Here is an 18,159-nt window from a genome sequence, read left to right on the forward strand (position 1 = left end):
CTTCGAAGCGGATGACGCTTGGTTGTAACCTTGTCGTCATCAGTGGTGCGCATTATAAGGATCCAAACAAGGCGATCAAGATCTTTTTTAGAAGATCATGTCTAAGCGCTCAGATTTTGCTCGCCTTGCAGACTTATTGAACGAATTGGTCTACTAACCCCTGCCAGCGGCTTAGATCCGGCTTGTGTTGATTAGGCTTGCTGGATAGCTGTTGATGCAGGTATTCACCGAGCTCTCGATGAAACGGCAGGCCAAGTTGCTGGTATTCGTAGGTATCATCATTCAGGGTTTCATTGGCATTGACATAAATGGTCGCGGTGACAAAGAACTCCAACTGTCGTTCCAAATCAATGAAATAGCCAACATCGGTTAAAAAACCATAGGCGCTGCCAATTTTATTGAGCCAGCGTTGATGCCTTGGCAGCTCTGTTGGCTCACCACCAAATTTCAGGTATTTGTAGCGATTATCAGCAATGCCATGAGCGCTGTAATTCGGTTGCTTGCTTTCTGAAGGATAAAGCAACATAGCAGCGAGCAGCCAATCGCGCATCTCAGGGGCCAATTGAAACTGCTGCTGAGGTGGAAATAACTCAGGGAAAATTAACCGCTCCAGCACGCCCGACAGATCCTGAATGGAAAAGCGGTTTTTATCACTAAAATCCATTGGCTGATTGATCAAGACGCCGTGTTGATAAAAAGCCGAGCCAAGTTTCGGTTGTAAGGGGTTTAGATAGGCGGTGGAACTGGAACGAGCAGGCAACTGCAACAGCACTTCGTTATCTGTGTTAAAGAAAGCCAGCGGATTATAATGGCGATTTTCTTCTGCCGACATCGGCAAACTTAAACGATGGTTGATGGTCGCACTTGGTAAGCCCTTATCACGCAATTGCTGATTGATATAATCCTGGCCCAGCAATTCATACATGCGGTTAAAGCCCAGATTATCACTTACCATCATCACTTGCCAGATGTAATGCGCCAGGGTCGGACGTTTCCCCTCAGCCATCGCATCCTCAGTGACCATTTGCTGCGATTCCCGGCTGGCATAGGTATCAAAGGTACTGTCCAAAGTGACCTGCTTCTGTTGTTGCAGCCACTCGAGAGTTAGCAAGGCCACTGGCAACTTTACGGTGCTGGCCGGGTAGAAATACCGCTTATCATCAACAAAAAGCCGGTAGCTGATTAAATGCGGGTGCAACGGTTCATCACGGACAATCTGACTAACCTGGATTTGCACCTTATAGCGTTCAGGGTCCGCCAAAACTTGCTTGAGGATCGGGAACTGATCCGGGATTTTTCTCAGAAGGTCTGGATCGGCCTGCTTACAGATCGCAGCAAGGCTGGAGCGGCATTCAATCTGCACCGGTAATTCCAATGCCTGTGCCGTAACAGCGAAGCTAGCCAGTAAGCTAAAGAAAGAAATAACGCGAATGAACATAACAGTAAGCCGAATAATTTATTCCATTGATTACTGTTATAAGGAATAACAACACAAATCGCAAGCGAAAAAAAAACCGGGAACAAGTCCCGGTTTTCTATTCAGTGCGCAGCTTACTCAGCTACAGCCTCTTCAGTGACAGTTTCCATATCCACTTCTGGACGGTCTACCAACTCAATGTAACACATTGGTGCATTGTCACCGGCACGGAAGCCACACTTGATGATACGCGTGTAGCCGCCCGGGCGGGCGTTGTAGCGTGGACCCAGTTCAGTGAACAAGATACCAACTGCTTCTTTATCCTGAGTGCGAGCAAATGCCAAACGGCGGTTTGCTACGCTGTCGTTTTTAGCCAGTGTGATCAAAGGCTCAATAACACGACGTAACTCTTTTGCTTTAGGCAAAGTCGTTTTGATGATTTGATGCTTCACCAACGAGCTTGCCATGTTGCGGAACATTGCCTGACGATGGCTGCTGTTCCGATTTAATTGACGACCACTCTTACGATGGCGCATGACCTATTCCTTCTTACTAAACCAGGAACCGGATCCGGTTAGTCTTTGTTTACCAGACTGGCTGGTGGCCAATTCTCAAGGCGCATGCCCAGAGACAGACCACGTGATGCCAGTACGTCTTTGATTTCGGTAAGCGACTTCTTACCCAGGTTAGGCGTTTTCAACAGCTCAACCTCGGTACGTTGCACCAGATCACCGATGTACTGAATTTGCTCTGCTTTCAGACAGTTAGCAGAACGAACCGTTAATTCGAGATCATCGACAGGACGCAACAGAATCGGATCGAACTCCGGCTTCTCTTCGCGTTTCTCTGGCTCACTCTTATCACGCAATTCTACGAAGAACTCCAGCTGTTCAGCCAGAATTGTCGCAGCACGACGGATTGCCTCTTCAGGCTCGAGCGTACCATTGGTTTCCATATCGATAACCAACTTGTCCAAATCGGTACGTTGCTCTACCCGAGCCGCTTCTACACTGTAAGCAATACGCTCAACAGGGCTGAAAGAAGCGTCAAGCAGCAAACGGCCAATTGGACGCTCGTCGTCATCAGAGGACAGACGGGCTGATGCCGGCACATAACCACGGCCTTGCTCAACTTTCAGACGCATACTGAATTCAGTATCGCCTGTCAGGTGGCAAATGACGTGATCAGGATTTACAATGACAACACCGTCACCGTGCTGGATATCAGCAGCAGTCACAGGGCCAGCACCTTTCTTGGTCAAAGTCAGTGTGACTTCATCTTTGTCTTCCAGGCGGAAGGCTAAGCCTTTCAGGTTCAACAGAATATCAATGATATCCTCTTGCACCCCTTCTTTCGAACTGTACTCATGGAGTACGCCTTCGATCTCAACTTCTGTGACAGCAAAACCTGGCATAGAAGACAGCAGAATACGGCGAAGTGCGTTACCCAAGGTATGTCCGAAACCGCGCTCAAGTGGTTCCAAAGTAACTTTGGCACGAGTTGGAGTGACTTTGTCGATCCCAACTAATCTCGGCTTAAGGAATTCGGTGACAGAACCCTGCATTGTATCCTCTCTTAATGGTTAGCTTTACTTAGAGTAAAGCTCGACGATTAACTGTTCGTTGATGTCAGCAGACAAATCTGAACGCTCAGGAAGACGCTTGTACACACCTTCCAGCTTAGTCGTGTCTACTTCAACCCAAGTTGGCTTCTCGCGCTGACCAGCCAGCTCCATTGCCGCAGCAATACGAGCTTGTTTCTTGGCTTTTTCACGAACAGAAACAACTTGTTCTGGCAATACAGTGAAAGATGGGATGTTAACCACACGACCATTCACCATGATTGCTTTGTGGCTGACCAGCTGACGTGCTTCTGCACGAGTGCTTGCCAGACCCATACGGTAAACCACGTTGTCCAACCGCGACTCCAGCAACTGAAGCAGGTTTTCACCAGTGTTACCTTTCAAACGAGCAGCTTCTTTGTAGTAGTTACGGAACTGCTTTTCCAGTACGCCATACATACGACGAACTTTTTGTTTCTCACGCAACTGAATGCCGTAGTCAGACAAACGGCCACGACGGGCACCATGCTGACCAGGAGCAGTTGTTAAGTTACATTTAGAGTCAATTGCCCGCACGCCGCTTTTCAGGAACAGGTCCGTTCCTTCACGGCGACTTAGCTTGAGCTTAGGGCCCAAATATCTAGCCATCTTCTTTCTCCAATAATCCGTGAAGCGCTATGGTTACACGCGACGTTTTTTAGGTGGACGACAACCGTTATGAGGGATTGGCGTCACGTCGGTGATATTCGTGATACGGAAACCTGCGCCGTTCAATGCACGGATAGCAGACTCACGACCTGGTCCTGGACCATTCACGAACACTTCGAGGTTTTTTACACCATATTCTTGCGCAGCAACGCCAGCACGCTCAGCAGCTACCTGAGCAGCAAAAGGCGTGGACTTACGAGAGCCACGGAAGCCTGAACCACCAGCAGTAGCCCAGCACAGAGCATTGCCCTGGCGGTCAGTGATGGTGACGATGGTGTTGTTGAAAGAAGCATGGATATGAGCCATACCATCTGCAACTTGCTTTTTTACCCGTTTACGAGTACGAACTTGTGCTTTTGCCATAAGTTACCTGCCTTATTTCTTAATCGGCTTACGTGGACCTTTACGGGTACGCGCATTGGTTTTAGTGCGCTGACCACGAACAGGTAAACTACGACGGTGGCGTAAACCACGGTAACAACCAAGATCCATCAAACGCTTGATGTTCAAAGTTACTTCACGGCGCAAGTCACCTTCAACGGTGTATTTTGCAACTTCTTCACGAAGGGTATCCAACTGAGCATCGCTTAACGCGCTGATTTTGGTACTTTCTTCGATACCCGCTGCTGCCAAAATGGCCTGAGCGCGAGTTTTACCGATACCATAAACATAGGTCAATGAGATGACCGCATGCTTATTATCGGGGATGTTAATGCCAGCTATACGGGCCACTAACCTTCTCCTTCACTTAAAATTTATGGGTGCCGATTTGAAAAGCCCGTAAGGATACTCAAATGGCGTCTATTTTGCAAACAATTCGTGGGCCAATCGCTCAGCCCACAAGATTGCTTCTGCTGTTAGCCTTGGCGCTGTTTGTGCTTTGGCTCACTGCAGATCACACGCACAACGTTGTTGCGCTTGATGATTTTGCAGTTACGGCAGATCTTCTTAACGGAAGCACGTACTTTCATGACTTCACTCCGAAGTAATCTCTTATCGGCCTACGCCTTTAAGATTCGCTTTCTTAAGCACAGAATCGTATTGATGGGACATCAAATGAGTCTGTACCTGTGCCATAAAGTCCATAATTACCACAACGATAATCAGCAAAGATGTACCGCCGAAGTAAAATTGCACATTCCATGCAACCATCATGAACTCGGGTACCAAACAGATAAAGGTAATGTACATAGCACCTGCCAATGTCAGGCGTGTCATTACTTTATCAATGTATCTGGACGTTTGTTCACCCGGACGAATACCAGGAATAAAAGCACCGGATTTCTTCAGGTTGTCTGCAGTATCACGCGGGTTGAACACCAGCGCAGTATAGAAGAAACAGAAGAAAATAATGGCAGCTGCATACAACATAATGTACAGCGGCTGACCCGGAGACAAGGTTAACGCCAATTCCTGCAGGAAGTTAGCAACCATGCCTTCACCAGTACCAAACCAGGTAGCAATCGTGCCTGGGAACAAAATGATGCTCGATGCGAAAATGGGCGGGATAACCCCAGCCATATTGACCTTTAATGGCAAATGACTGCTTTGCGCGGCAAAAACCTGACGGCCTTGCTGACGCTTAGCATAGTTTACCACGATACGACGTTGTCCGCGCTCAAAGAACACTACAAATGTCGTAATGGCCACCACAATCACAATGATCGCGACCAGTAATAAAAAGTGCAAATCGCCCTGTCGAGCTTGCTCGATGGTGCCACCTACAGCAGATGGCAGCCCAGCAACGATACCTGCAAAGATCAGCAACGAAATACCATTCCCGATACCACGCTCAGTAATCTGCTCACCTAACCACATCAGAAACATGGTGCCGGTAACCAGACTGACCACCGCAGTAAAATAAAACGCAAAGCCCGGATTAATCACCAGGCCTGGCATCATATTCGGCAAGCCAGTTGCAATACCAATAGACTGCAGCGTTGCCAATGCAAGGGTACCATAGCGTGTGTACTGCTGAATTTTGCGTTTACCGGCTTCACCTTCTTTTTTCAGCTCCGCCAAATGCGGATGCACGACCGTCAATAGCTGCACGATAATGGATGCTGAAATGTAGGGCATAATGCCAAGCGCAAATACAGAGGCACGCTCAAGTGCACCACCGCTGAACATGTTAAACATTTCAACGATGGTGCCTCGTTGTTGCTCGAATAACTGAGCTAGCACGGCGGCGTCAATTCCAGGAATTGGCACAAAAGTTCCAAGTCGAAAAACGACTATGGCTAAAAGTACAAACAGTAAGCGTGCTTTCAGCTCGCCAAAACTGCCTTTACTTTTTAAGTCCGAACCTGGTTTAGCCATTACGTACTATCCTTTTGTTATTCTTCGACTTTTCCACCAGCAGCTTCAATGGCTGAGCGGGCGCCTTTGGACACACGCAGACCTTTAACAGTCAACGGACGTGTCACTTCGCCAGACAGAACCACTTTGGCAAATTTGGTAGTGCGCGGGATGATGTTCGCATCCATCAGGGTGCTCAGATCAACCACATCACCTTCAACTTTTGTCAGCTCATGCAGACGAACTTCAGCGGTAACCAGCGACTTACGCGAAGTAAAGCCGAACTTAGGCAAACGCTGTTTCAAAGGCATTTGACCGCCTTCGAAGCCTGGACGAACTGAACCGCCAGAGCGGGACTTCAAACCTTTGTGACCACGGCCACCGGTTTTGCCCAGGCCTGAACCGATACCACGGCCCAGACGCTTCTTCTCTTTTTTAGCGCCAGCTGCAGGAGAGAGTGTATTTAAAAACATCGCTTACTCCTCCACTTGAACCATGTAGTACACAGCATTGATCATGCCGCGAACAGATGGTGTGTCTTCTAATTCAACCGTATGTCCAATACGACGCAGACCCAAACCACGCAATGTAGCGATGTGTTTTGGCAGGCGACCAATGCTGGACTTGGTCTGAGTTACTTTCACTGTCTTTTTAGCCATGGCAGATTACCCCAGAATATCGTCCACGCGCAGGCCACGCTTAGCAGCAATCTGAGCTGGTGACTTCACAGAAGCCAGAGCGTCGATAGTGGCGCGAACTACGTTGATTGGGTTGGTAGAGCCGTAGCACTTGGACAGGATGTTTTGAACACCTGCTACTTCCAGTACTGCACGCATGGCACCACCCGCGATCAAACCGGTACCTTCAGAGGCCGGCTGCATGTAGACATTGGAGCCAGAATGCACACCACGCGTTGGGTGATGCAAAGTATGGCCATTCAATTCTACCTGAGTCATGTTACGACGCGCTTTTTCCATTGCCTTTTGAATGGCAGCAGGAACTTCGCGAGCTTTACCGTAACCGTAACCTACACGGCCATTGCCGTCACCGACTACAGTCAGAGCTGTGAAGCTGAAAATACGACCACCTTTCACAACTTTGGAAACGCGGTTTACAGCAACCAGCTTTTCTTGCAAATCAGATTGTTGTTTCACTTCTTCGTTAGCCATGTGCTACTCCTAGAACTGAAGACCGGCTTCACGCGCCGCGTCTGCTAAAGCTTTCACGCGACCATGATACCGGAAGCCGCTACGATCAAAAGCACAAGCGGTTACGCCTTTGGCTACTGCACGCTCAGCGACAGCTTTACCTACAGCGGCTGCTGCATCGACGTTACCAGTGTACTTTAACGATTCACGGATGGCGTTCTCAACAGAGGACGCAGCCGCGATCACTTCAGCATTAGGTGCGATCAGCTGGGCATAGATGTGACGTGGCGTACGGTGCACAACCAGGCGATTCGCCCCTTGTTCGATAATAGTTCTGCGTACACGCTTGGCACGACGCAGACGAGCAAGTTTCTTATCCATCTTCCTACCCTACTTTTTCTTGGCTTCTTTGCGACGCACGTTTTCATCAGCATAACGTACACCTTTGCCTTTGTATGGCTCTGGCTTACGATACGCGCGGATGTTCGCAGCAACCTGACCGACCAACTGCTTGTCACTGCCTTTTACCAGGACTTCAGTTTGGCTAGGTGTCTCAATGGTGATCCCTTCCGGAATTGCGAAGTTGATCGGGTGAGAGAAACCCAGGTTCATGTTCAGTACTTTGCCTTCGGTTTTGGCACGATAACCAACACCCACCAGTTCCAGCTTACGCGTGAAACCTTCAGTGACACCAGCCACCAGGTTGTTGATCAGAGCGCGGGCAGTACCTGCTTGTGCGATAGCGTTAGCGAAACCTTCACGTGGTGTGGTGCGAACCACATCACCGTCAATTACAATTTCAACCGCTGGATTGACATCAACTGTCAACTCGCCGTTTTTACCCTTGACTGCTACTGTCTGGCCATTCAGACTAACCTGAACACCAGCTGGGATAGCAATGGGGGCTTTTGCTACACGAGACATAGATTACCCCTCCGTTACGCTACGTAGCCGATGATTTCGCCACCGATCCCGACCTTGCGCGCAGCACGGTCAGTCATCAGCCCTTTAGATGTTGATACAATAGCAACACCCAAACCACCCATTACCTTCGGTAATTCGTCGCGTTTCTTGTAAATACGCAGACCTGGACGGCTAACACGATCGATGGTTTCAATTACAGGCTTGCCCTGAAAATACTTTAAAGTAACTTCCAGTTCAGGCTTGCCATCTTGTGCTACAGCGAAATCTTCGATGTAACCTTCACTCTTCAATACATTCGCAATTGCAATCTTCAGTTTTGAAGAAGGCATTTTTACCGCAACTTTATTAGCCGACTGGCCGTTGCGGATGCGAGTAAACATATCCGCTACTGGATCTTGTAAACTCATAGCTCGTTACTCCCGTGATTCTTACCAGCTAGCCTTGCGAAGGCCAGGAATTTCACCGCGCATTGCCGCTTCACGGACTTTGATCCGGCTCATGCCGAACTTGCGCAGGTACCCATGCGGACGACCAGTCACGCGGCAACGGTTACGTTGACGGGACGGGCTTGAATCACGCGGTAACGATTGCAGTTGCAGAACTGCAGCCCAACGGTCTTCATCAGACGTAGTAGGGTTTGCAATCAGATCTTTCAGTGCGTGACGCTTTTCAGCGTATTTGGCTGCCAGCTTTGCACGCTTTTCTTCACGTGCTTTCATTGAATTTTTTGCCATAACCCTACACCTTATTTCTTGAATGGGAAGTTAAATGCAGAAAGCAATGCACGGCCTTCATCATCAGAAGCAGCAGATGTGGTGATGGTAATATCCAAACCACGTACTGCGTCGACTTTGTCGTAGTCAACTTCTGGGAAGATGATTTGCTCACGCACGCCCATGCTAAAATTCCCACGGCCGTCAAAAGACTTAGGGTTAATTCCGCGGAAGTCACGGATACGTGGAATCGCAATGGATACCAAACGCTCCAGGAAATCCCACATACGCTCGCCACGCAGAGTGACTTTTGCGCCAATAGGGTAGCCTTCACGGATTTTGAAACCGGCAACTGATTTGCGCGCTTTAGTGATAAGCGGCTTCTGGCCAGCAATAGCAGTTAAATCTGCCACCGCGTTTTCCAGAATTTTTTTATCAGCAACTGCTTCACCCACACCCATATTGAGTGTGATTTTTTCAATCCGAGGGACTTGCATGACGCTGGTGTAGCCGAACTGTTTCATCAGTTCAGGAACTACGGTGTCTTTGTAAATTTCATGCAGTTTCGCCATCGTATTACTCCAATAGCAATTAGATTACTTCATTATTCGATTTGAAGAAGCGAACTTTCTTGCCTTCTTCAAAACGGAAACCAACACGATCTGCCTTTCCGGTTTTCGGATTGACAATCGCTACGTTTGATACGTGAATCGAGGCTTCTTTCTCGACGATACCACCAGCCTGGTTTAATGCAGGAACTGGCTTCTGGTGTTTTTTCACCAGGTTCACGCCTGAAACATAAACACGGTTTTCATCCAATAATACTTTGGTGACTTTACCGGTTTTACCTTTGTCCTTGCCAGCAAGAACAATTACCTCGTCATCACGACGGATTTTAGTTGCCATGGTGACTCCTTACAGTACTTCTGGTGCCAGAGACACGATCTTCATAAACTTATCGCCACGAAGTTCACGTGTCACAGGTCCGAAGATACGTGTACCGATCGGTTCCAGCTTGGTGTTCAATAACACCGCTGCATTGCGATCAAAACGGATTAATGACCCGTCCTGACGACGTACGCCTTTCCGCGTCCGCACCACCACTGCATTCAGTACGTCACCTTTTTTTACCTTACCGCGAGGAATTGCTTCTTTCACAGTAACTTTGATGACATCACCAATTGCAGCATAGCGGCGGTGAGAACCACCTAAGACCTTAATACACATTACGCTGCGAGCGCCGCTGTTATCAGCGACATCCAGCATAGATTGCATCTGGATCATCTTAGTGCTCCGTTATCCACTTAATTAGCCCTTATCGGGCCAAGCTGCTACAAATAGAAATTCCCCTCATAGACGAGGGGCGCGTGATTATAACAGCACTTTGGTTAAAGTGGTAGTTATCCAATAAAAAAAGCGGCCCTTAGCGGGCCGCTTCTATCTTCACCCTGCTTAGGATGCAGATTCTACGACGTTCACCAGCGTCCAGGACTTGGTCTTGGACAGTGGGCGACACTCACGGATCGTGACGATATCGCCTGCTTTGCACTGGTTGGTTTCATCATGAACGTGCAATTTGGTCGTGCGCTTGATGAATTTCCCGTAGATCGGGTGCTTCACCTGACGCTCGATGGCTACAACAATGGACTTATCCATTTTGTCGCTAACCACTTTACCTTGCAGTGTACGGGTGTTTTGTTCACTCATTACGCACCTGCCTTCTCAGTCAAGATTGTCTTTACACGCGCGATATCGCGACGTACGTTCTTCAGCAGATGAGTCTGAGCCAGTTGACCTGTGCTGGCCTGCATGCGCAAATTAAATTGCTCACGCAGTAAGCTCAGGAGTTCAGCGTTCAACTCTTCAACGCTTTTTGCTTTCAGTTCGCTCGCTTTCATTACATTACCGTCCGCGTAACAAAGGTGGTCTTAAATGGAAGCTTCGCTGCGGCCAGGGAGAACGCATGGCGAGCAAGCTCTTCCGATACGCCATCCATTTCATACAGGACTTTGCCAGGTTTGATTTGGCATACCCAGTAATCCACAGAACCCTTACCGCTACCCATCCGCACTTCCAGCGGCTTGGTGGTGATTGGTTTGTCTGGGAACACACGGATCCAGATTTTACCCACACGCTTCACCGCACGAGTCATCGCACGACGGGCAGCTTCGATTTGACGCGAAGTCATTTGACCGCGCTCAACAGATTTCAGTGCATAGGTACCAAAGCTGACCTTGTCGCCTACTTGCGACAGGCCACGGTTACGGCCTTTATGCACTTTACGAAATTTAGTTCGTTTTGGTTGCAACATCGCTCAATACCCCTACTTACCTTTACGGCCGGCAGCTTTCTTCGGCGCTTTAGGCTGATTCGTGTTGTTGGTGTTGCTGTTTGCCAAAGGCAAGTGGCCCAGGATTTCTCCTTTAAAGATCCACACTTTCACACCAATGATACCGTAAGTGGTTAATGCTTCAGAGGTTGAATAGTCAATGTCCGCACGCAATGTATGCAGGGGTACACGACCTTCACGGTACCACTCGGTACGGGCAATTTCTGCACCGCCCAAACGGCCGCTTACTTCAACCTTGATGCCTTTAGCGCCTGTGCGCATAGCATTTTGTACCGCACGCTTCATCGCACGACGGAACATAACACGACGCTCCAGCTGACTGCTGATGTTGTCAGCAACCAGTTTGGCATCCAGCTCAGGTTTACGAATCTCAGAGATATTGATCTGAGCAGGTACGCCAGCAATGGCTGCGACGCGCTTGCGCAGTTTTTCAACATCTTCACCTTTTTTACCGATCACGATGCCTGGACGAGCCGTGTGAATAGTCACACGAATGCTCTTGGCTGGACGCTCGATATCAATCCGGCTTACAGAAGCTGATTTCAGTTCTTTGGTCAGGTACTGACGTACCTTGAAATCACCATTCAGGAAGTCCGGAAAGTCTTTCGAATTCGCGAACCAGGTCGAGCTCCAAGGCTTAGTGATACCTAGGCGAATCCCGTTAGGATGTACTTTCTGTCCCATTTCTCACTCCTAGTTATCAGCTACGATCACAGTAATGTGACTGGTACGCTTGACGATACGGTCAGCACGGCCTTTAGCGCGTGGCTTGATACGTTTCATCGAAGGTGCTTCATCTACAAAGATGGTTTTCACTTTCAACGTATCAATGTCAGCACCTTCGTTGTGCTCTGCGTTGGCTACGGCTGATAAAAGGACATTTTTCACCAGATGTGCAGCTTTTTTCGGGCTGTACGTCAGGATATCCAACGCCTTATCTACTGGCAGTCCGCGGATCTGATCAGCAACCAGACGAGTTTTCTGCGCAGAAGAACGGGCAAATTTGTGTTTAGCTAATGCTTGCATGATTCACCCCTTAGCGTTTTTTGGCCTTTTTGTCTGCCGCATGACCACGATAAGTACGAGTTGGGGCAAATTCGCCCAGCTTGTGACCTACCATCTCTTCAGAGACAAACACAGGTACATGTTGACGACCATTATGGACAGCGATGGTCAATCCGATCATATCAGGTATGATCATTGAACGACGGCTCCAAGTCTTAATAGGCTTCTTGTCACCGCTTTCCAACGCTTTCTCTACCTTCTTCAGCAAGTGAAGGTCGATAAATGGACCTTTCTTGAGAGAACGTGGCATGGCAATTCCTCACAAATTATTTATCACGACGACGTACGATAAGTTTATCAGTACGCTTGTTTGAACGAGTCTTGTACCCTTTGGTCGGTACGCCCCATGGTGTTACTGGGTGACGGCCACCAGAGGTACGGCCTTCACCACCACCGTGTGGGTGATCAACAGGGTTCATTACCACACCACGTACAGTAGGACGAACACCGCGCCAGCGCGTTGCACCCGCTTTACCGTATTGACGCAGCATGTGCTCCGCATTACCGATCTCACCGATGGTTGCACGGCAGTCAGCCAGTACTTTACGTGTTTCACCACTGCGTAAACGCAGCAATACGTAAGCACCATCACGCGCGATAATCTGGATGAAGGCACCGGCTGAACGAGCCATCTGGCCGCCCTTACCTGGCTTCATTTCCACATTGTGCACTACCTGACCAACCGGGATATTGCGCATCGGCAGGGTGTTGCCTGCTTTAATAGGTGCATCAACACCTGACTGCACGGTATCACCCGCTTTCATGCCTTTTGGTGCCAGGATGTAACGACGCTCACCATCTGCATACAGCACCAGGGCGATGTTGGCAGTACGGTTCGGATCGTATTCCAGGCGCTCAACTTTGGCAGGAATGCCATCTTTGGTGCGCTTGAAATCAACCAGACGGTAATGTTGCTTATGGCCACCACCAATGTGACGCGTAGTAATGCGACCATTGTTGTTACGACCACCAGTCTTGCTTTTCTTCTCTAACAAAGGCGCATACGGCTTGCCTTTGTACAGGTCCGGGTTAACCACTTTGATGACGTGGCGACGACCTGGTGATGTAGGTTTACACTTTACAAGTGCCATTTCCTAACTCCTCTTCTTACTCAGCGCCGCCAACGAAATCGATTTCGCTGCCTTCTTTCAGGGTGACGTAGGCCTTTTTCCAGTCGCTACGCTTGCCCACGCGCAAACCGGTACGCTTGGTTTTACCCTTCACGTTGACCGTGTTTACTGCAGTGACTTCGACATCAAACAGCTTTTGTACAGCTGCTTTGATATCGGCTTTGGTGGCAGTAGTGGCTACTTTGAAAACGACGGTGTTGAAGTTTTCTGCCGCAATGGTGCTCTTTTCAGATACATGCGGAGCAAGAATTACTTTCAGCAAACGTTCTTCGCGCATCATGCTAACAGCTCCTCAAGTTGTTTCACCGCAGCAGCTGTCATCAGCACTTTATCAAAGGCAATCAGACTTGCTGGATCAATACCGTGCACGTCGCGCACATCAACCTTGTACAGGTTGCGTGCAGATAAGAACAAGTTCTCATCAACGTCGTTGGTGACGATCAGCACATCTTTCAGCTCCATCGCTTTCAGCTTGCCAACCAGTTCTTTGGTCTTAGGCGTTTCAACGGTGAAGTTTTCAACCACAATCAAACGTTCCTGACGTACCAGTTCAGACAGAATGCTTCTGATGGCACCACGGTACATTTTACGATTTACTTTCTGGCTGTGATCTTGTGGCTTAGCCGCAAAAGTCACACCACCGCTGCGCCAGATAGGGCTGCGGATTGTACCGGCACGTGCACGGCCAGTACCTTTTTGACGCCATGGCTTCTTGCCGCCACCACGAACTTCTGAACGCGTCTTCTGAGCACGGCTTCCCTGACGGGCGCCAGCTGCATACGCAACAACGACCTGGTGAACCAGTGCCTCGTTAAACTCACGTCCAAAGGTCGCTTCGGAAACTTCAAGAACGCCTTTTGCGTCCCGTAATGCTAATTCCATCACTTATCTCCCCAGACGTTAGCTTTTGACCGCAGGCTTCACGATCACATCGCCGCCGATGGCGCCAGGTACAGCACCTTTTACCAGCAGGATGTTACGCTCAGCATCCACACGGACCACTTCCAGAGATTGAACAGTCACGCGCTCAGCGCCCATGTGACCGGCCATCTTCTTACCTTTAAATACTTTACCTGGTGATTGGTTTTGACCAATCGAACCTGGTGCACGGTGTGACAAAGAGTTACCGTGCGTAGCATCCTGAGTACGGAAGTTCCAGCGTTTAACGCCACCAGCGAAACCTTTACCTTTTGATGTGCCAACCACATCAACTTTCTTGGTTTCTGCGAAAATTTCAACAGTAATCTCGCTACCCACCTGGATGTCGCTGCTTTCATTGTCTGCCAGACGGAATTCCCACAGACCACGACCAGCTTCAACACCGACTTTAGCAAAGTGACCAGCTTCTGGCTTGCTCAGGCGGCTTGCCTTCACAGTACCAGCAGTCACTTGCAACGCGCTGTAGCCATCAGTCTCTTCAGACTTAACAGCAGTGACGCGATTTGGTGTCGCTTCGATTACGGTAACAGGAATAGAGACGCCATCTTCAGTGAAGATGCGGGTCATTCCTACTTTACGACCGACTAAACCGATAGCCATTTCCTAAACCTCTCTTAAAACCTGTCTTGTCAGCCCAGGCTGATTTGAACGTCAACACCAGCAGGCAGATCCAATCGCATCAGAGCATCTACGGTTTTATCCGTTGGCTCTACGATATCGATCAGACGCTTGTGGGTACGGATTTCGTACTGATCACGTGCATCTTTATTGACGTGAGGAGAAATCAAGACAGTAAAACGTTCCTGGCGAGTTGGCAGTGGAATTGGACCACGAACCTGGGCACCGGTACGCTTGGCTGTGTCAACGATTTCTAAAGTTGACTGATCGATCAAACGGTGATCGAACGCTTTCAGGCGGATACGTATCCTTTGATTACTCATAAATCAAAGCCTCAAAGAGCAAAAAGAGCAAAAAATAACAAAAGCACAACTCCTAAATGGAGTGAGCCTTTGCAGCGAAGTACAGTTGCTCCCCAATCGGGAGCATTGTCGGGGTAAGAGTTGCCTCTTACCGTACCTACCTAATACAAGGTCGGACGCGCATTATATAGAATTGCGGTGAAAACTCAAGCGATTTCTATGTTTTGCGCACGTTAAATCACATCGTTCAGTTCAAAGCCCAAACCGAAGCGGGTGACAGGCCGGTTGTAATCAATCATGCTATCACCGTAACCGGTAAAAAAGGACACGTACCAGCGCAAGTATTTATTCATCGGTCTGGAATAAGAAAACTGTAAAGCGCCTTTGTTATCGCTCTTTAAATTATTTCTTACCATAAGACGATAGGTTTCACTTTGGTTTTTGTACGCGGCAGCAATTTCAAAATAGCCCATGTAATGACTGATATCTGGATTATCGTCGCCTTTCGGGTCCCCCTCAAACCTTTTGGCTTTTTCCGGGAAGCGGTACCAGGGCGTGACACTGACAAAGACATCGCCAATCGAACCCACCCAATTGAGTTTCAGACGATTCCAACTGCGGGATAAATCGCCAGCACGTCCATTGGACTGATGCGATAAACTGACGCTCACGATACGACTTGCAGCCTGGTCAACCCCAAGAAAGTGAGGAAATGCCAGAATCAACTCTGGTTCATAATTGGTTTCACGAAATGGTGACGACACTGCACTGTTGTAAGACTGCCAATAGGCTTGTTGGGTAAATGCAAAAAAAAGATAGCCTTTGTCCTGATACACCCGGCTCCATAATGGTGTTTTCAGGCTAAGCTGAAACTTGGTTTCGAACCGTTCCATCGGCGCGCTATCACCATCCCGATTGATAGTTTCCCGCAGCCCTTTGGCATAGCTCAATGGCTGCAGAAAATTATTACGATGTGGTAGTAAGGTAAAGGGGGAGTAGTTATCCCAATCTTCTTCTTTCATTCGTTTATCAAGGGCATCCATTGCCAACACAGGCATGCTAACCATTAGCAAGATCAAAACCACCAGATAACGCATACCTTCCCCTAAACACCTCGACTGAGGCCTATCATACAATAAAAGCGCTTTAATGCGCCTTTATTGTAAATTTTTTGCTTCTTCATTCCTGCATAATCAACAGCAATGCCTCTGCACGTGGCAATATTCGTTTGAAATAGAAGTCTGCCATCTGCTTTTTTTGCAGTTTTGTTTCAACAGCAAGCTCAGCTCGCTGTAAGGCATCAACTTGTTTAAGCCACATATAGCCGTACAGCAGGTAACCATTCAGTGTCATAAACTCGTAAGCAAAGTCAGGCAACAGTGCTTTGTTCGTTGCAGCTCGTTGCAGCAATGACTCCGTCAAGGTTCTGGTTCTTTGCAGATAGTCGGCCAATTGCTGGTGCAGTGAATTGGAAGGGTCCAGCCACTGTTCAATCTCAGCAAACAATGCCAATAACACAGCGCCGTTATCACCAGCGACTTTGCGTAGCATAAAGTCTGCCGCCTGGATGCCATTGGTGCCTTCATAAATTTGCGCAATGCGCACATCCCGCACTAATTGCTCCATGCCCCACTCTTTGATGTAACCATGGCCGCCAAACACCTGCTGTGCCTGCACCGTACACTCGAGACCCAGATCAGTCATAAAGGCCTTGGCGATAGGCGTCAGTAAGTTAGCAAGCTGCAGCCCCTTCACATCACCACTGTATTTCGCCTTATCCAGCTGCAACGCGACCCAGGTAGAAAAACTGCGGCCTGCTTCATTCAGCGACTGTATGGTATGAAGCATACGCTGTACATCCGGATGGCGGATAATAGGCTCGGCCTTGTTTGCATCACGCTCACTAATACGCCCCTGCAGACGGTCATTGGCATAGGCCAGGGCATTTTGCCAGGCACGCTCGGCGGCCCCCAGCCCCTGACTGCCCATAGCCAGGCGCTCGTAATTCATCATGGTAAACATCGCTGCCAGGCCTTTATGCGGCTCACCCAGCAAGTAACCAACTGCCCCATCAAAGTTCATCACGCAAGTTGCGGAGGCATGTATACCCATCTTATGTTCGATGGAGCCACAGTGAAGGGCATTACGCTGCCCCGGGTTACCGGCAGCATCAGGCATAAACTTCGGCACAATAAAAAGTGAAATACCACGGCTACCCGCTGGGGCATCCGGCAGCTTGGCCAGTACCAGATGAATGATGTTATTGGTTAAATCATGTTCGCCGGCGGTGATAAATATTTTACTGCCGCTAATGCGGTAACTGCCATCGGCCTGCGGCTCAGCTTTGGTGCGCATCAGGCCCAGATCCGAGCCAGCATGGCTTTCGGTCAGGCACATGGTGGCCGACCATTCGCCAGTGTAGAGCTTTGGCAGGTACAATTCTTTTACTTCATCACTGCCATACTGTTGCAAGGTGACACAGGCACCCGCGGTCAGACCTGGGTAGAGTGAAAAAGCAATATCGGCGCTGCACATCATTTCATCGAGCATCATCGACAACACTTTGGGCATGCCCATACCACCGTATTCGGGATCGCCGCTAAAGCCTGCCCAGCCGCCTTCGCACCAGGCCTGGTAACAGGCTTTGTAGTGCTCTGGGGTACTGACTTCCCCCTGCTCTAACCGGACACCCGTTTGATCGGCCAGCTGGCTTAGTGGTGCGATTTGTTGCTCACAAATCTTGGCTGCTTCCTGCAAAATGGCATGGGCGGTTTCTGGCTCCAATTGCTCAGCCAACGCTGGCACCTGTTGCCAGTGCTGCTGCACTTGCCAGACATCGAATAATTGAAAGGCCATATCACTGAGTGGGGCTTGGTACTGACTACTCATGGGTCACTCCTAACTGGACGGATCTGTTCCCCAGCTTCTCACAATGACAGCTTTCAAACAAGTGTTTGAATTTGTCGAATGGCAAATTCAGGGCAAA

Annotated in this window: 31 protein-coding genes; all 31 read right to left on the reverse strand. The window is 49.0% G+C overall.

Annotated features, from left to right (window positions below):
* Positions 1-133: 133 nt before the first annotated feature.
* Positions 134-1,438 carry a serine hydrolase gene (locus QWY20_RS17680; RefSeq protein ID WP_330130330.1) on the reverse strand — a complete coding sequence of 435 codons (1,305 nt, stop codon included), beginning with the start codon at positions 1,436-1,438 and terminating at the stop codon, positions 134-136.
* 113 nt (positions 1,439-1,551) lie between these two features.
* Entirely contained in the window at positions 1,552-1,953 is a 402-nt protein-coding gene (gene rplQ, locus QWY20_RS17685; RefSeq protein WP_091344876.1) for a 50S ribosomal protein L17, read from the reverse strand.
* 38 nt (positions 1,954-1,991) lie between these two features.
* On the reverse strand, positions 1,992-2,981 hold the full coding sequence (locus QWY20_RS17690; protein WP_091344875.1) for a DNA-directed RNA polymerase subunit alpha: 990 nt from the start codon (positions 2,979-2,981) through the stop codon (positions 1,992-1,994).
* A gap of 24 nt (positions 2,982-3,005) precedes the next feature.
* Positions 3,006-3,626 carry a 30S ribosomal protein S4 gene (rpsD, locus tag QWY20_RS17695; protein ID WP_091344874.1) on the reverse strand — a complete coding sequence of 207 codons (621 nt, stop codon included), beginning with the start codon at positions 3,624-3,626 and terminating at the stop codon, positions 3,006-3,008.
* A 33-nt stretch (positions 3,627-3,659) separates the two neighbouring features.
* Positions 3,660-4,049 carry a 30S ribosomal protein S11 gene (gene rpsK / locus QWY20_RS17700; RefSeq protein ID WP_091344873.1) on the reverse strand — a complete coding sequence of 130 codons (390 nt, stop codon included), beginning with the start codon at positions 4,047-4,049 and terminating at the stop codon, positions 3,660-3,662.
* 12 nt (positions 4,050-4,061) lie between these two features.
* Complete coding sequence (rpsM, locus tag QWY20_RS17705) at positions 4,062-4,418, reverse strand: 30S ribosomal protein S13 (RefSeq protein WP_091344872.1); 357 nt, start codon at positions 4,416-4,418, stop codon at positions 4,062-4,064.
* Between the two features lie 125 nt (positions 4,419-4,543).
* On the reverse strand, positions 4,544-4,657 hold the full coding sequence (gene rpmJ / locus QWY20_RS17710) for a 50S ribosomal protein L36 (RefSeq protein ID WP_091344871.1): 114 nt from the start codon (positions 4,655-4,657) through the stop codon (positions 4,544-4,546).
* A 22-nt stretch (positions 4,658-4,679) separates the two neighbouring features.
* The gene (gene secY / locus QWY20_RS17715; protein WP_330130332.1) at positions 4,680-6,005 is read right to left on the reverse strand and encodes a preprotein translocase subunit SecY; all 1,326 of its coding nucleotides are present in this window, start codon (positions 6,003-6,005) and stop codon (positions 4,680-4,682) included.
* A 17-nt stretch (positions 6,006-6,022) separates the two neighbouring features.
* A complete protein-coding gene (rplO, locus tag QWY20_RS17720) occupies positions 6,023-6,457 on the reverse strand; it encodes a 50S ribosomal protein L15 (protein ID WP_091344869.1) in 435 nt (144 codons plus the stop codon).
* A gap of 3 nt (positions 6,458-6,460) precedes the next feature.
* Positions 6,461-6,643 (reverse strand): 50S ribosomal protein L30, encoded by a 183-nt coding sequence (gene rpmD / locus QWY20_RS17725; RefSeq protein WP_330130333.1) that lies wholly within the window; start codon positions 6,641-6,643, stop codon positions 6,461-6,463.
* Positions 6,644-6,649: 6 nt separating this feature from the next.
* Positions 6,650-7,153 carry a 30S ribosomal protein S5 gene (gene rpsE, locus QWY20_RS17730; RefSeq protein ID WP_330089351.1) on the reverse strand — a complete coding sequence of 168 codons (504 nt, stop codon included), beginning with the start codon at positions 7,151-7,153 and terminating at the stop codon, positions 6,650-6,652.
* A 9-nt stretch (positions 7,154-7,162) separates the two neighbouring features.
* Positions 7,163-7,513, reverse strand: coding sequence for a 50S ribosomal protein L18 (gene rplR, locus QWY20_RS17735; protein ID WP_228614799.1), 351 nt, complete (start codon positions 7,511-7,513; stop codon positions 7,163-7,165).
* A 9-nt stretch (positions 7,514-7,522) separates the two neighbouring features.
* Entirely contained in the window at positions 7,523-8,056 is a 534-nt protein-coding gene (gene rplF, locus QWY20_RS17740) for a 50S ribosomal protein L6 (protein WP_330130334.1), read from the reverse strand.
* A 14-nt stretch (positions 8,057-8,070) separates the two neighbouring features.
* On the reverse strand, positions 8,071-8,463 hold the full coding sequence (gene rpsH / locus QWY20_RS17745) for a 30S ribosomal protein S8 (protein ID WP_091344864.1): 393 nt from the start codon (positions 8,461-8,463) through the stop codon (positions 8,071-8,073).
* A gap of 21 nt (positions 8,464-8,484) precedes the next feature.
* Positions 8,485-8,790: a 30S ribosomal protein S14 gene (gene rpsN, locus QWY20_RS17750; RefSeq protein WP_091344863.1), complete on the reverse strand. Its 306-nt coding sequence runs from the start codon at positions 8,788-8,790 to the stop codon at positions 8,485-8,487.
* A gap of 11 nt (positions 8,791-8,801) precedes the next feature.
* On the reverse strand, positions 8,802-9,341 hold the full coding sequence (rplE, locus tag QWY20_RS17755) for a 50S ribosomal protein L5 (RefSeq protein WP_091344862.1): 540 nt from the start codon (positions 9,339-9,341) through the stop codon (positions 8,802-8,804).
* 19 nt (positions 9,342-9,360) lie between these two features.
* Positions 9,361-9,675: a 50S ribosomal protein L24 gene (gene rplX / locus QWY20_RS17760; protein WP_330089356.1), complete on the reverse strand. Its 315-nt coding sequence runs from the start codon at positions 9,673-9,675 to the stop codon at positions 9,361-9,363.
* 9 nt (positions 9,676-9,684) lie between these two features.
* On the reverse strand, positions 9,685-10,053 hold the full coding sequence (gene rplN / locus QWY20_RS17765) for a 50S ribosomal protein L14 (RefSeq protein ID WP_091344860.1): 369 nt from the start codon (positions 10,051-10,053) through the stop codon (positions 9,685-9,687).
* 168 nt (positions 10,054-10,221) lie between these two features.
* Complete coding sequence (gene rpsQ, locus QWY20_RS17770; RefSeq protein WP_330089357.1) at positions 10,222-10,476, reverse strand: 30S ribosomal protein S17; 255 nt, start codon at positions 10,474-10,476, stop codon at positions 10,222-10,224.
* Entirely contained in the window at positions 10,476-10,667 is a 192-nt protein-coding gene (rpmC, locus tag QWY20_RS17775; protein WP_091344858.1) for a 50S ribosomal protein L29, read from the reverse strand. Before rpmC ends, rpsQ begins: the two co-directional genes overlap by 1 nt.
* Positions 10,667-11,080, reverse strand: a complete 414-nt coding sequence (gene rplP / locus QWY20_RS17780) for a 50S ribosomal protein L16 (protein WP_091344857.1) — start codon at positions 11,078-11,080, stop codon at positions 10,667-10,669. Before rplP ends, rpmC begins: the two co-directional genes overlap by 1 nt.
* A gap of 12 nt (positions 11,081-11,092) precedes the next feature.
* Positions 11,093-11,803, reverse strand: a complete 711-nt coding sequence (rpsC, locus tag QWY20_RS17785; RefSeq protein ID WP_330130336.1) for a 30S ribosomal protein S3 — start codon at positions 11,801-11,803, stop codon at positions 11,093-11,095.
* 9 nt (positions 11,804-11,812) lie between these two features.
* Positions 11,813-12,145 (reverse strand): 50S ribosomal protein L22, encoded by a 333-nt coding sequence (gene rplV / locus QWY20_RS17790; protein ID WP_330130337.1) that lies wholly within the window; start codon positions 12,143-12,145, stop codon positions 11,813-11,815.
* A gap of 10 nt (positions 12,146-12,155) precedes the next feature.
* Positions 12,156-12,434, reverse strand: a complete 279-nt coding sequence (gene rpsS / locus QWY20_RS17795; protein ID WP_019677720.1) for a 30S ribosomal protein S19 — start codon at positions 12,432-12,434, stop codon at positions 12,156-12,158.
* Positions 12,435-12,450: 16 nt separating this feature from the next.
* Positions 12,451-13,275, reverse strand: a complete 825-nt coding sequence (gene rplB, locus QWY20_RS17800; protein ID WP_091344854.1) for a 50S ribosomal protein L2 — start codon at positions 13,273-13,275, stop codon at positions 12,451-12,453.
* 16 nt (positions 13,276-13,291) lie between these two features.
* Entirely contained in the window at positions 13,292-13,594 is a 303-nt protein-coding gene (rplW, locus tag QWY20_RS17805) for a 50S ribosomal protein L23 (RefSeq protein WP_091344853.1), read from the reverse strand.
* Positions 13,591-14,196: a 50S ribosomal protein L4 gene (gene rplD, locus QWY20_RS17810; RefSeq protein ID WP_305946473.1), complete on the reverse strand. Its 606-nt coding sequence runs from the start codon at positions 14,194-14,196 to the stop codon at positions 13,591-13,593. The genes rplW and rplD overlap by 4 nt, the downstream gene beginning before the upstream one ends.
* Before the next feature lie 18 nt (positions 14,197-14,214).
* Positions 14,215-14,853: a 50S ribosomal protein L3 gene (gene rplC / locus QWY20_RS17815; RefSeq protein WP_330130338.1), complete on the reverse strand. Its 639-nt coding sequence runs from the start codon at positions 14,851-14,853 to the stop codon at positions 14,215-14,217.
* Between the two features lie 29 nt (positions 14,854-14,882).
* Positions 14,883-15,194 carry a 30S ribosomal protein S10 gene (rpsJ, locus tag QWY20_RS17820; protein WP_091344848.1) on the reverse strand — a complete coding sequence of 104 codons (312 nt, stop codon included), beginning with the start codon at positions 15,192-15,194 and terminating at the stop codon, positions 14,883-14,885.
* 212 nt (positions 15,195-15,406) lie between these two features.
* Positions 15,407-16,270, reverse strand: a complete 864-nt coding sequence (locus tag QWY20_RS17825; protein ID WP_330130339.1) for a phospholipase A — start codon at positions 16,268-16,270, stop codon at positions 15,407-15,409.
* A gap of 82 nt (positions 16,271-16,352) precedes the next feature.
* Positions 16,353-18,062, reverse strand: a complete 1,710-nt coding sequence (locus tag QWY20_RS17830) for an acyl-CoA dehydrogenase family protein (protein WP_330130340.1) — start codon at positions 18,060-18,062, stop codon at positions 16,353-16,355.
* Between the last annotated feature and the right edge of the window lie 97 nt (positions 18,063-18,159).

The organism is Alkalimonas cellulosilytica (genome assembly GCF_036325985.1).
Classification (GTDB): domain Bacteria; phylum Pseudomonadota; class Gammaproteobacteria; order Enterobacterales; family Alteromonadaceae; genus Alkalimonas; species Alkalimonas cellulosilytica.

What these genes read in the sequence shown, in the direction of transcription:
- QWY20_RS17680 (WP_330130330.1), bottom strand. Translation starts at nt 1,438, where the DNA reads ATGTTCATTCGCGTTATTTCTTTCTTTAGCTTACTGGCTAGCTTCGCT.
- rplQ (WP_091344876.1), bottom strand. Translation starts at nt 1,953, where the DNA reads ATGCGCCATCGTAAGAGTGGTCGTCAATTAAATCGGAACAGCAGCCAT.
- QWY20_RS17690 (WP_091344875.1), bottom strand. Translation starts at nt 2,981, where the DNA reads ATGCAGGGTTCTGTCACCGAATTCCTTAAGCCGAGATTAGTTGGGATC.
- rpsD (WP_091344874.1), bottom strand. Translation starts at nt 3,626, where the DNA reads ATGGCTAGATATTTGGGCCCTAAGCTCAAGCTAAGTCGCCGTGAAGGA.
- rpsK (WP_091344873.1), bottom strand. Translation starts at nt 4,049, where the DNA reads ATGGCAAAAGCACAAGTTCGTACTCGTAAACGGGTAAAAAAGCAAGTT.
- rpmJ (WP_091344871.1), bottom strand. Translation starts at nt 4,657, where the DNA reads ATGAAAGTACGTGCTTCCGTTAAGAAGATCTGCCGTAACTGCAAAATC.
- secY (WP_330130332.1), bottom strand. Translation starts at nt 6,005, where the DNA reads ATGGCTAAACCAGGTTCGGACTTAAAAAGTAAAGGCAGTTTTGGCGAG.
- rplO (WP_091344869.1), bottom strand. Translation starts at nt 6,457, where the DNA reads ATGTTTTTAAATACACTCTCTCCTGCAGCTGGCGCTAAAAAAGAGAAG.
- rpmD (WP_330130333.1), bottom strand. Translation starts at nt 6,643, where the DNA reads ATGGCTAAAAAGACAGTGAAAGTAACTCAGACCAAGTCCAGCATTGGT.
- rpsE (WP_330089351.1), bottom strand. Translation starts at nt 7,153, where the DNA reads ATGGCTAACGAAGAAGTGAAACAACAATCTGATTTGCAAGAAAAGCTG.
- rplR (WP_228614799.1), bottom strand. Translation starts at nt 7,513, where the DNA reads ATGGATAAGAAACTTGCTCGTCTGCGTCGTGCCAAGCGTGTACGCAGA.
- rplF (WP_330130334.1), bottom strand. Translation starts at nt 8,056, where the DNA reads ATGTCTCGTGTAGCAAAAGCCCCCATTGCTATCCCAGCTGGTGTTCAG.
- rpsH (WP_091344864.1), bottom strand. Translation starts at nt 8,463, where the DNA reads ATGAGTTTACAAGATCCAGTAGCGGATATGTTTACTCGCATCCGCAAC.
- rpsN (WP_091344863.1), bottom strand. Translation starts at nt 8,790, where the DNA reads ATGGCAAAAAATTCAATGAAAGCACGTGAAGAAAAGCGTGCAAAGCTG.
- rplE (WP_091344862.1), bottom strand. Translation starts at nt 9,341, where the DNA reads ATGGCGAAACTGCATGAAATTTACAAAGACACCGTAGTTCCTGAACTG.
- rplX (WP_330089356.1), bottom strand. Translation starts at nt 9,675, where the DNA reads ATGGCAACTAAAATCCGTCGTGATGACGAGGTAATTGTTCTTGCTGGC.
- rplN (WP_091344860.1), bottom strand. Translation starts at nt 10,053, where the DNA reads ATGATCCAGATGCAATCTATGCTGGATGTCGCTGATAACAGCGGCGCT.
- rpsQ (WP_330089357.1), bottom strand. Translation starts at nt 10,476, where the DNA reads ATGAGTGAACAAAACACCCGTACACTGCAAGGTAAAGTGGTTAGCGAC.
- rpmC (WP_091344858.1), bottom strand. Translation starts at nt 10,667, where the DNA reads ATGAAAGCGAGCGAACTGAAAGCAAAAAGCGTTGAAGAGTTGAACGCT.
- rplP (WP_091344857.1), bottom strand. Translation starts at nt 11,080, where the DNA reads ATGTTGCAACCAAAACGAACTAAATTTCGTAAAGTGCATAAAGGCCGT.
- rpsC (WP_330130336.1), bottom strand. Translation starts at nt 11,803, where the DNA reads ATGGGACAGAAAGTACATCCTAACGGGATTCGCCTAGGTATCACTAAG.
- rplV (WP_330130337.1), bottom strand. Translation starts at nt 12,145, where the DNA reads ATGCAAGCATTAGCTAAACACAAATTTGCCCGTTCTTCTGCGCAGAAA.
- rpsS (WP_019677720.1), bottom strand. Translation starts at nt 12,434, where the DNA reads ATGCCACGTTCTCTCAAGAAAGGTCCATTTATCGACCTTCACTTGCTG.
- rplB (WP_091344854.1), bottom strand. Translation starts at nt 13,275, where the DNA reads ATGGCACTTGTAAAGTGTAAACCTACATCACCAGGTCGTCGCCACGTC.
- rplW (WP_091344853.1), bottom strand. Translation starts at nt 13,594, where the DNA reads ATGATGCGCGAAGAACGTTTGCTGAAAGTAATTCTTGCTCCGCATGTA.
- rplD (WP_305946473.1), bottom strand. Translation starts at nt 14,196, where the DNA reads ATGGAATTAGCATTACGGGACGCAAAAGGCGTTCTTGAAGTTTCCGAA.
- rplC (WP_330130338.1), bottom strand. Translation starts at nt 14,853, where the DNA reads ATGGCTATCGGTTTAGTCGGTCGTAAAGTAGGAATGACCCGCATCTTC.
- rpsJ (WP_091344848.1), bottom strand. Translation starts at nt 15,194, where the DNA reads ATGAGTAATCAAAGGATACGTATCCGCCTGAAAGCGTTCGATCACCGT.
- QWY20_RS17825 (WP_330130339.1), bottom strand. Translation starts at nt 16,270, where the DNA reads ATGCGTTATCTGGTGGTTTTGATCTTGCTAATGGTTAGCATGCCTGTG.
- QWY20_RS17830 (WP_330130340.1), bottom strand. Translation starts at nt 18,062, where the DNA reads ATGAGTAGTCAGTACCAAGCCCCACTCAGTGATATGGCCTTTCAATTA.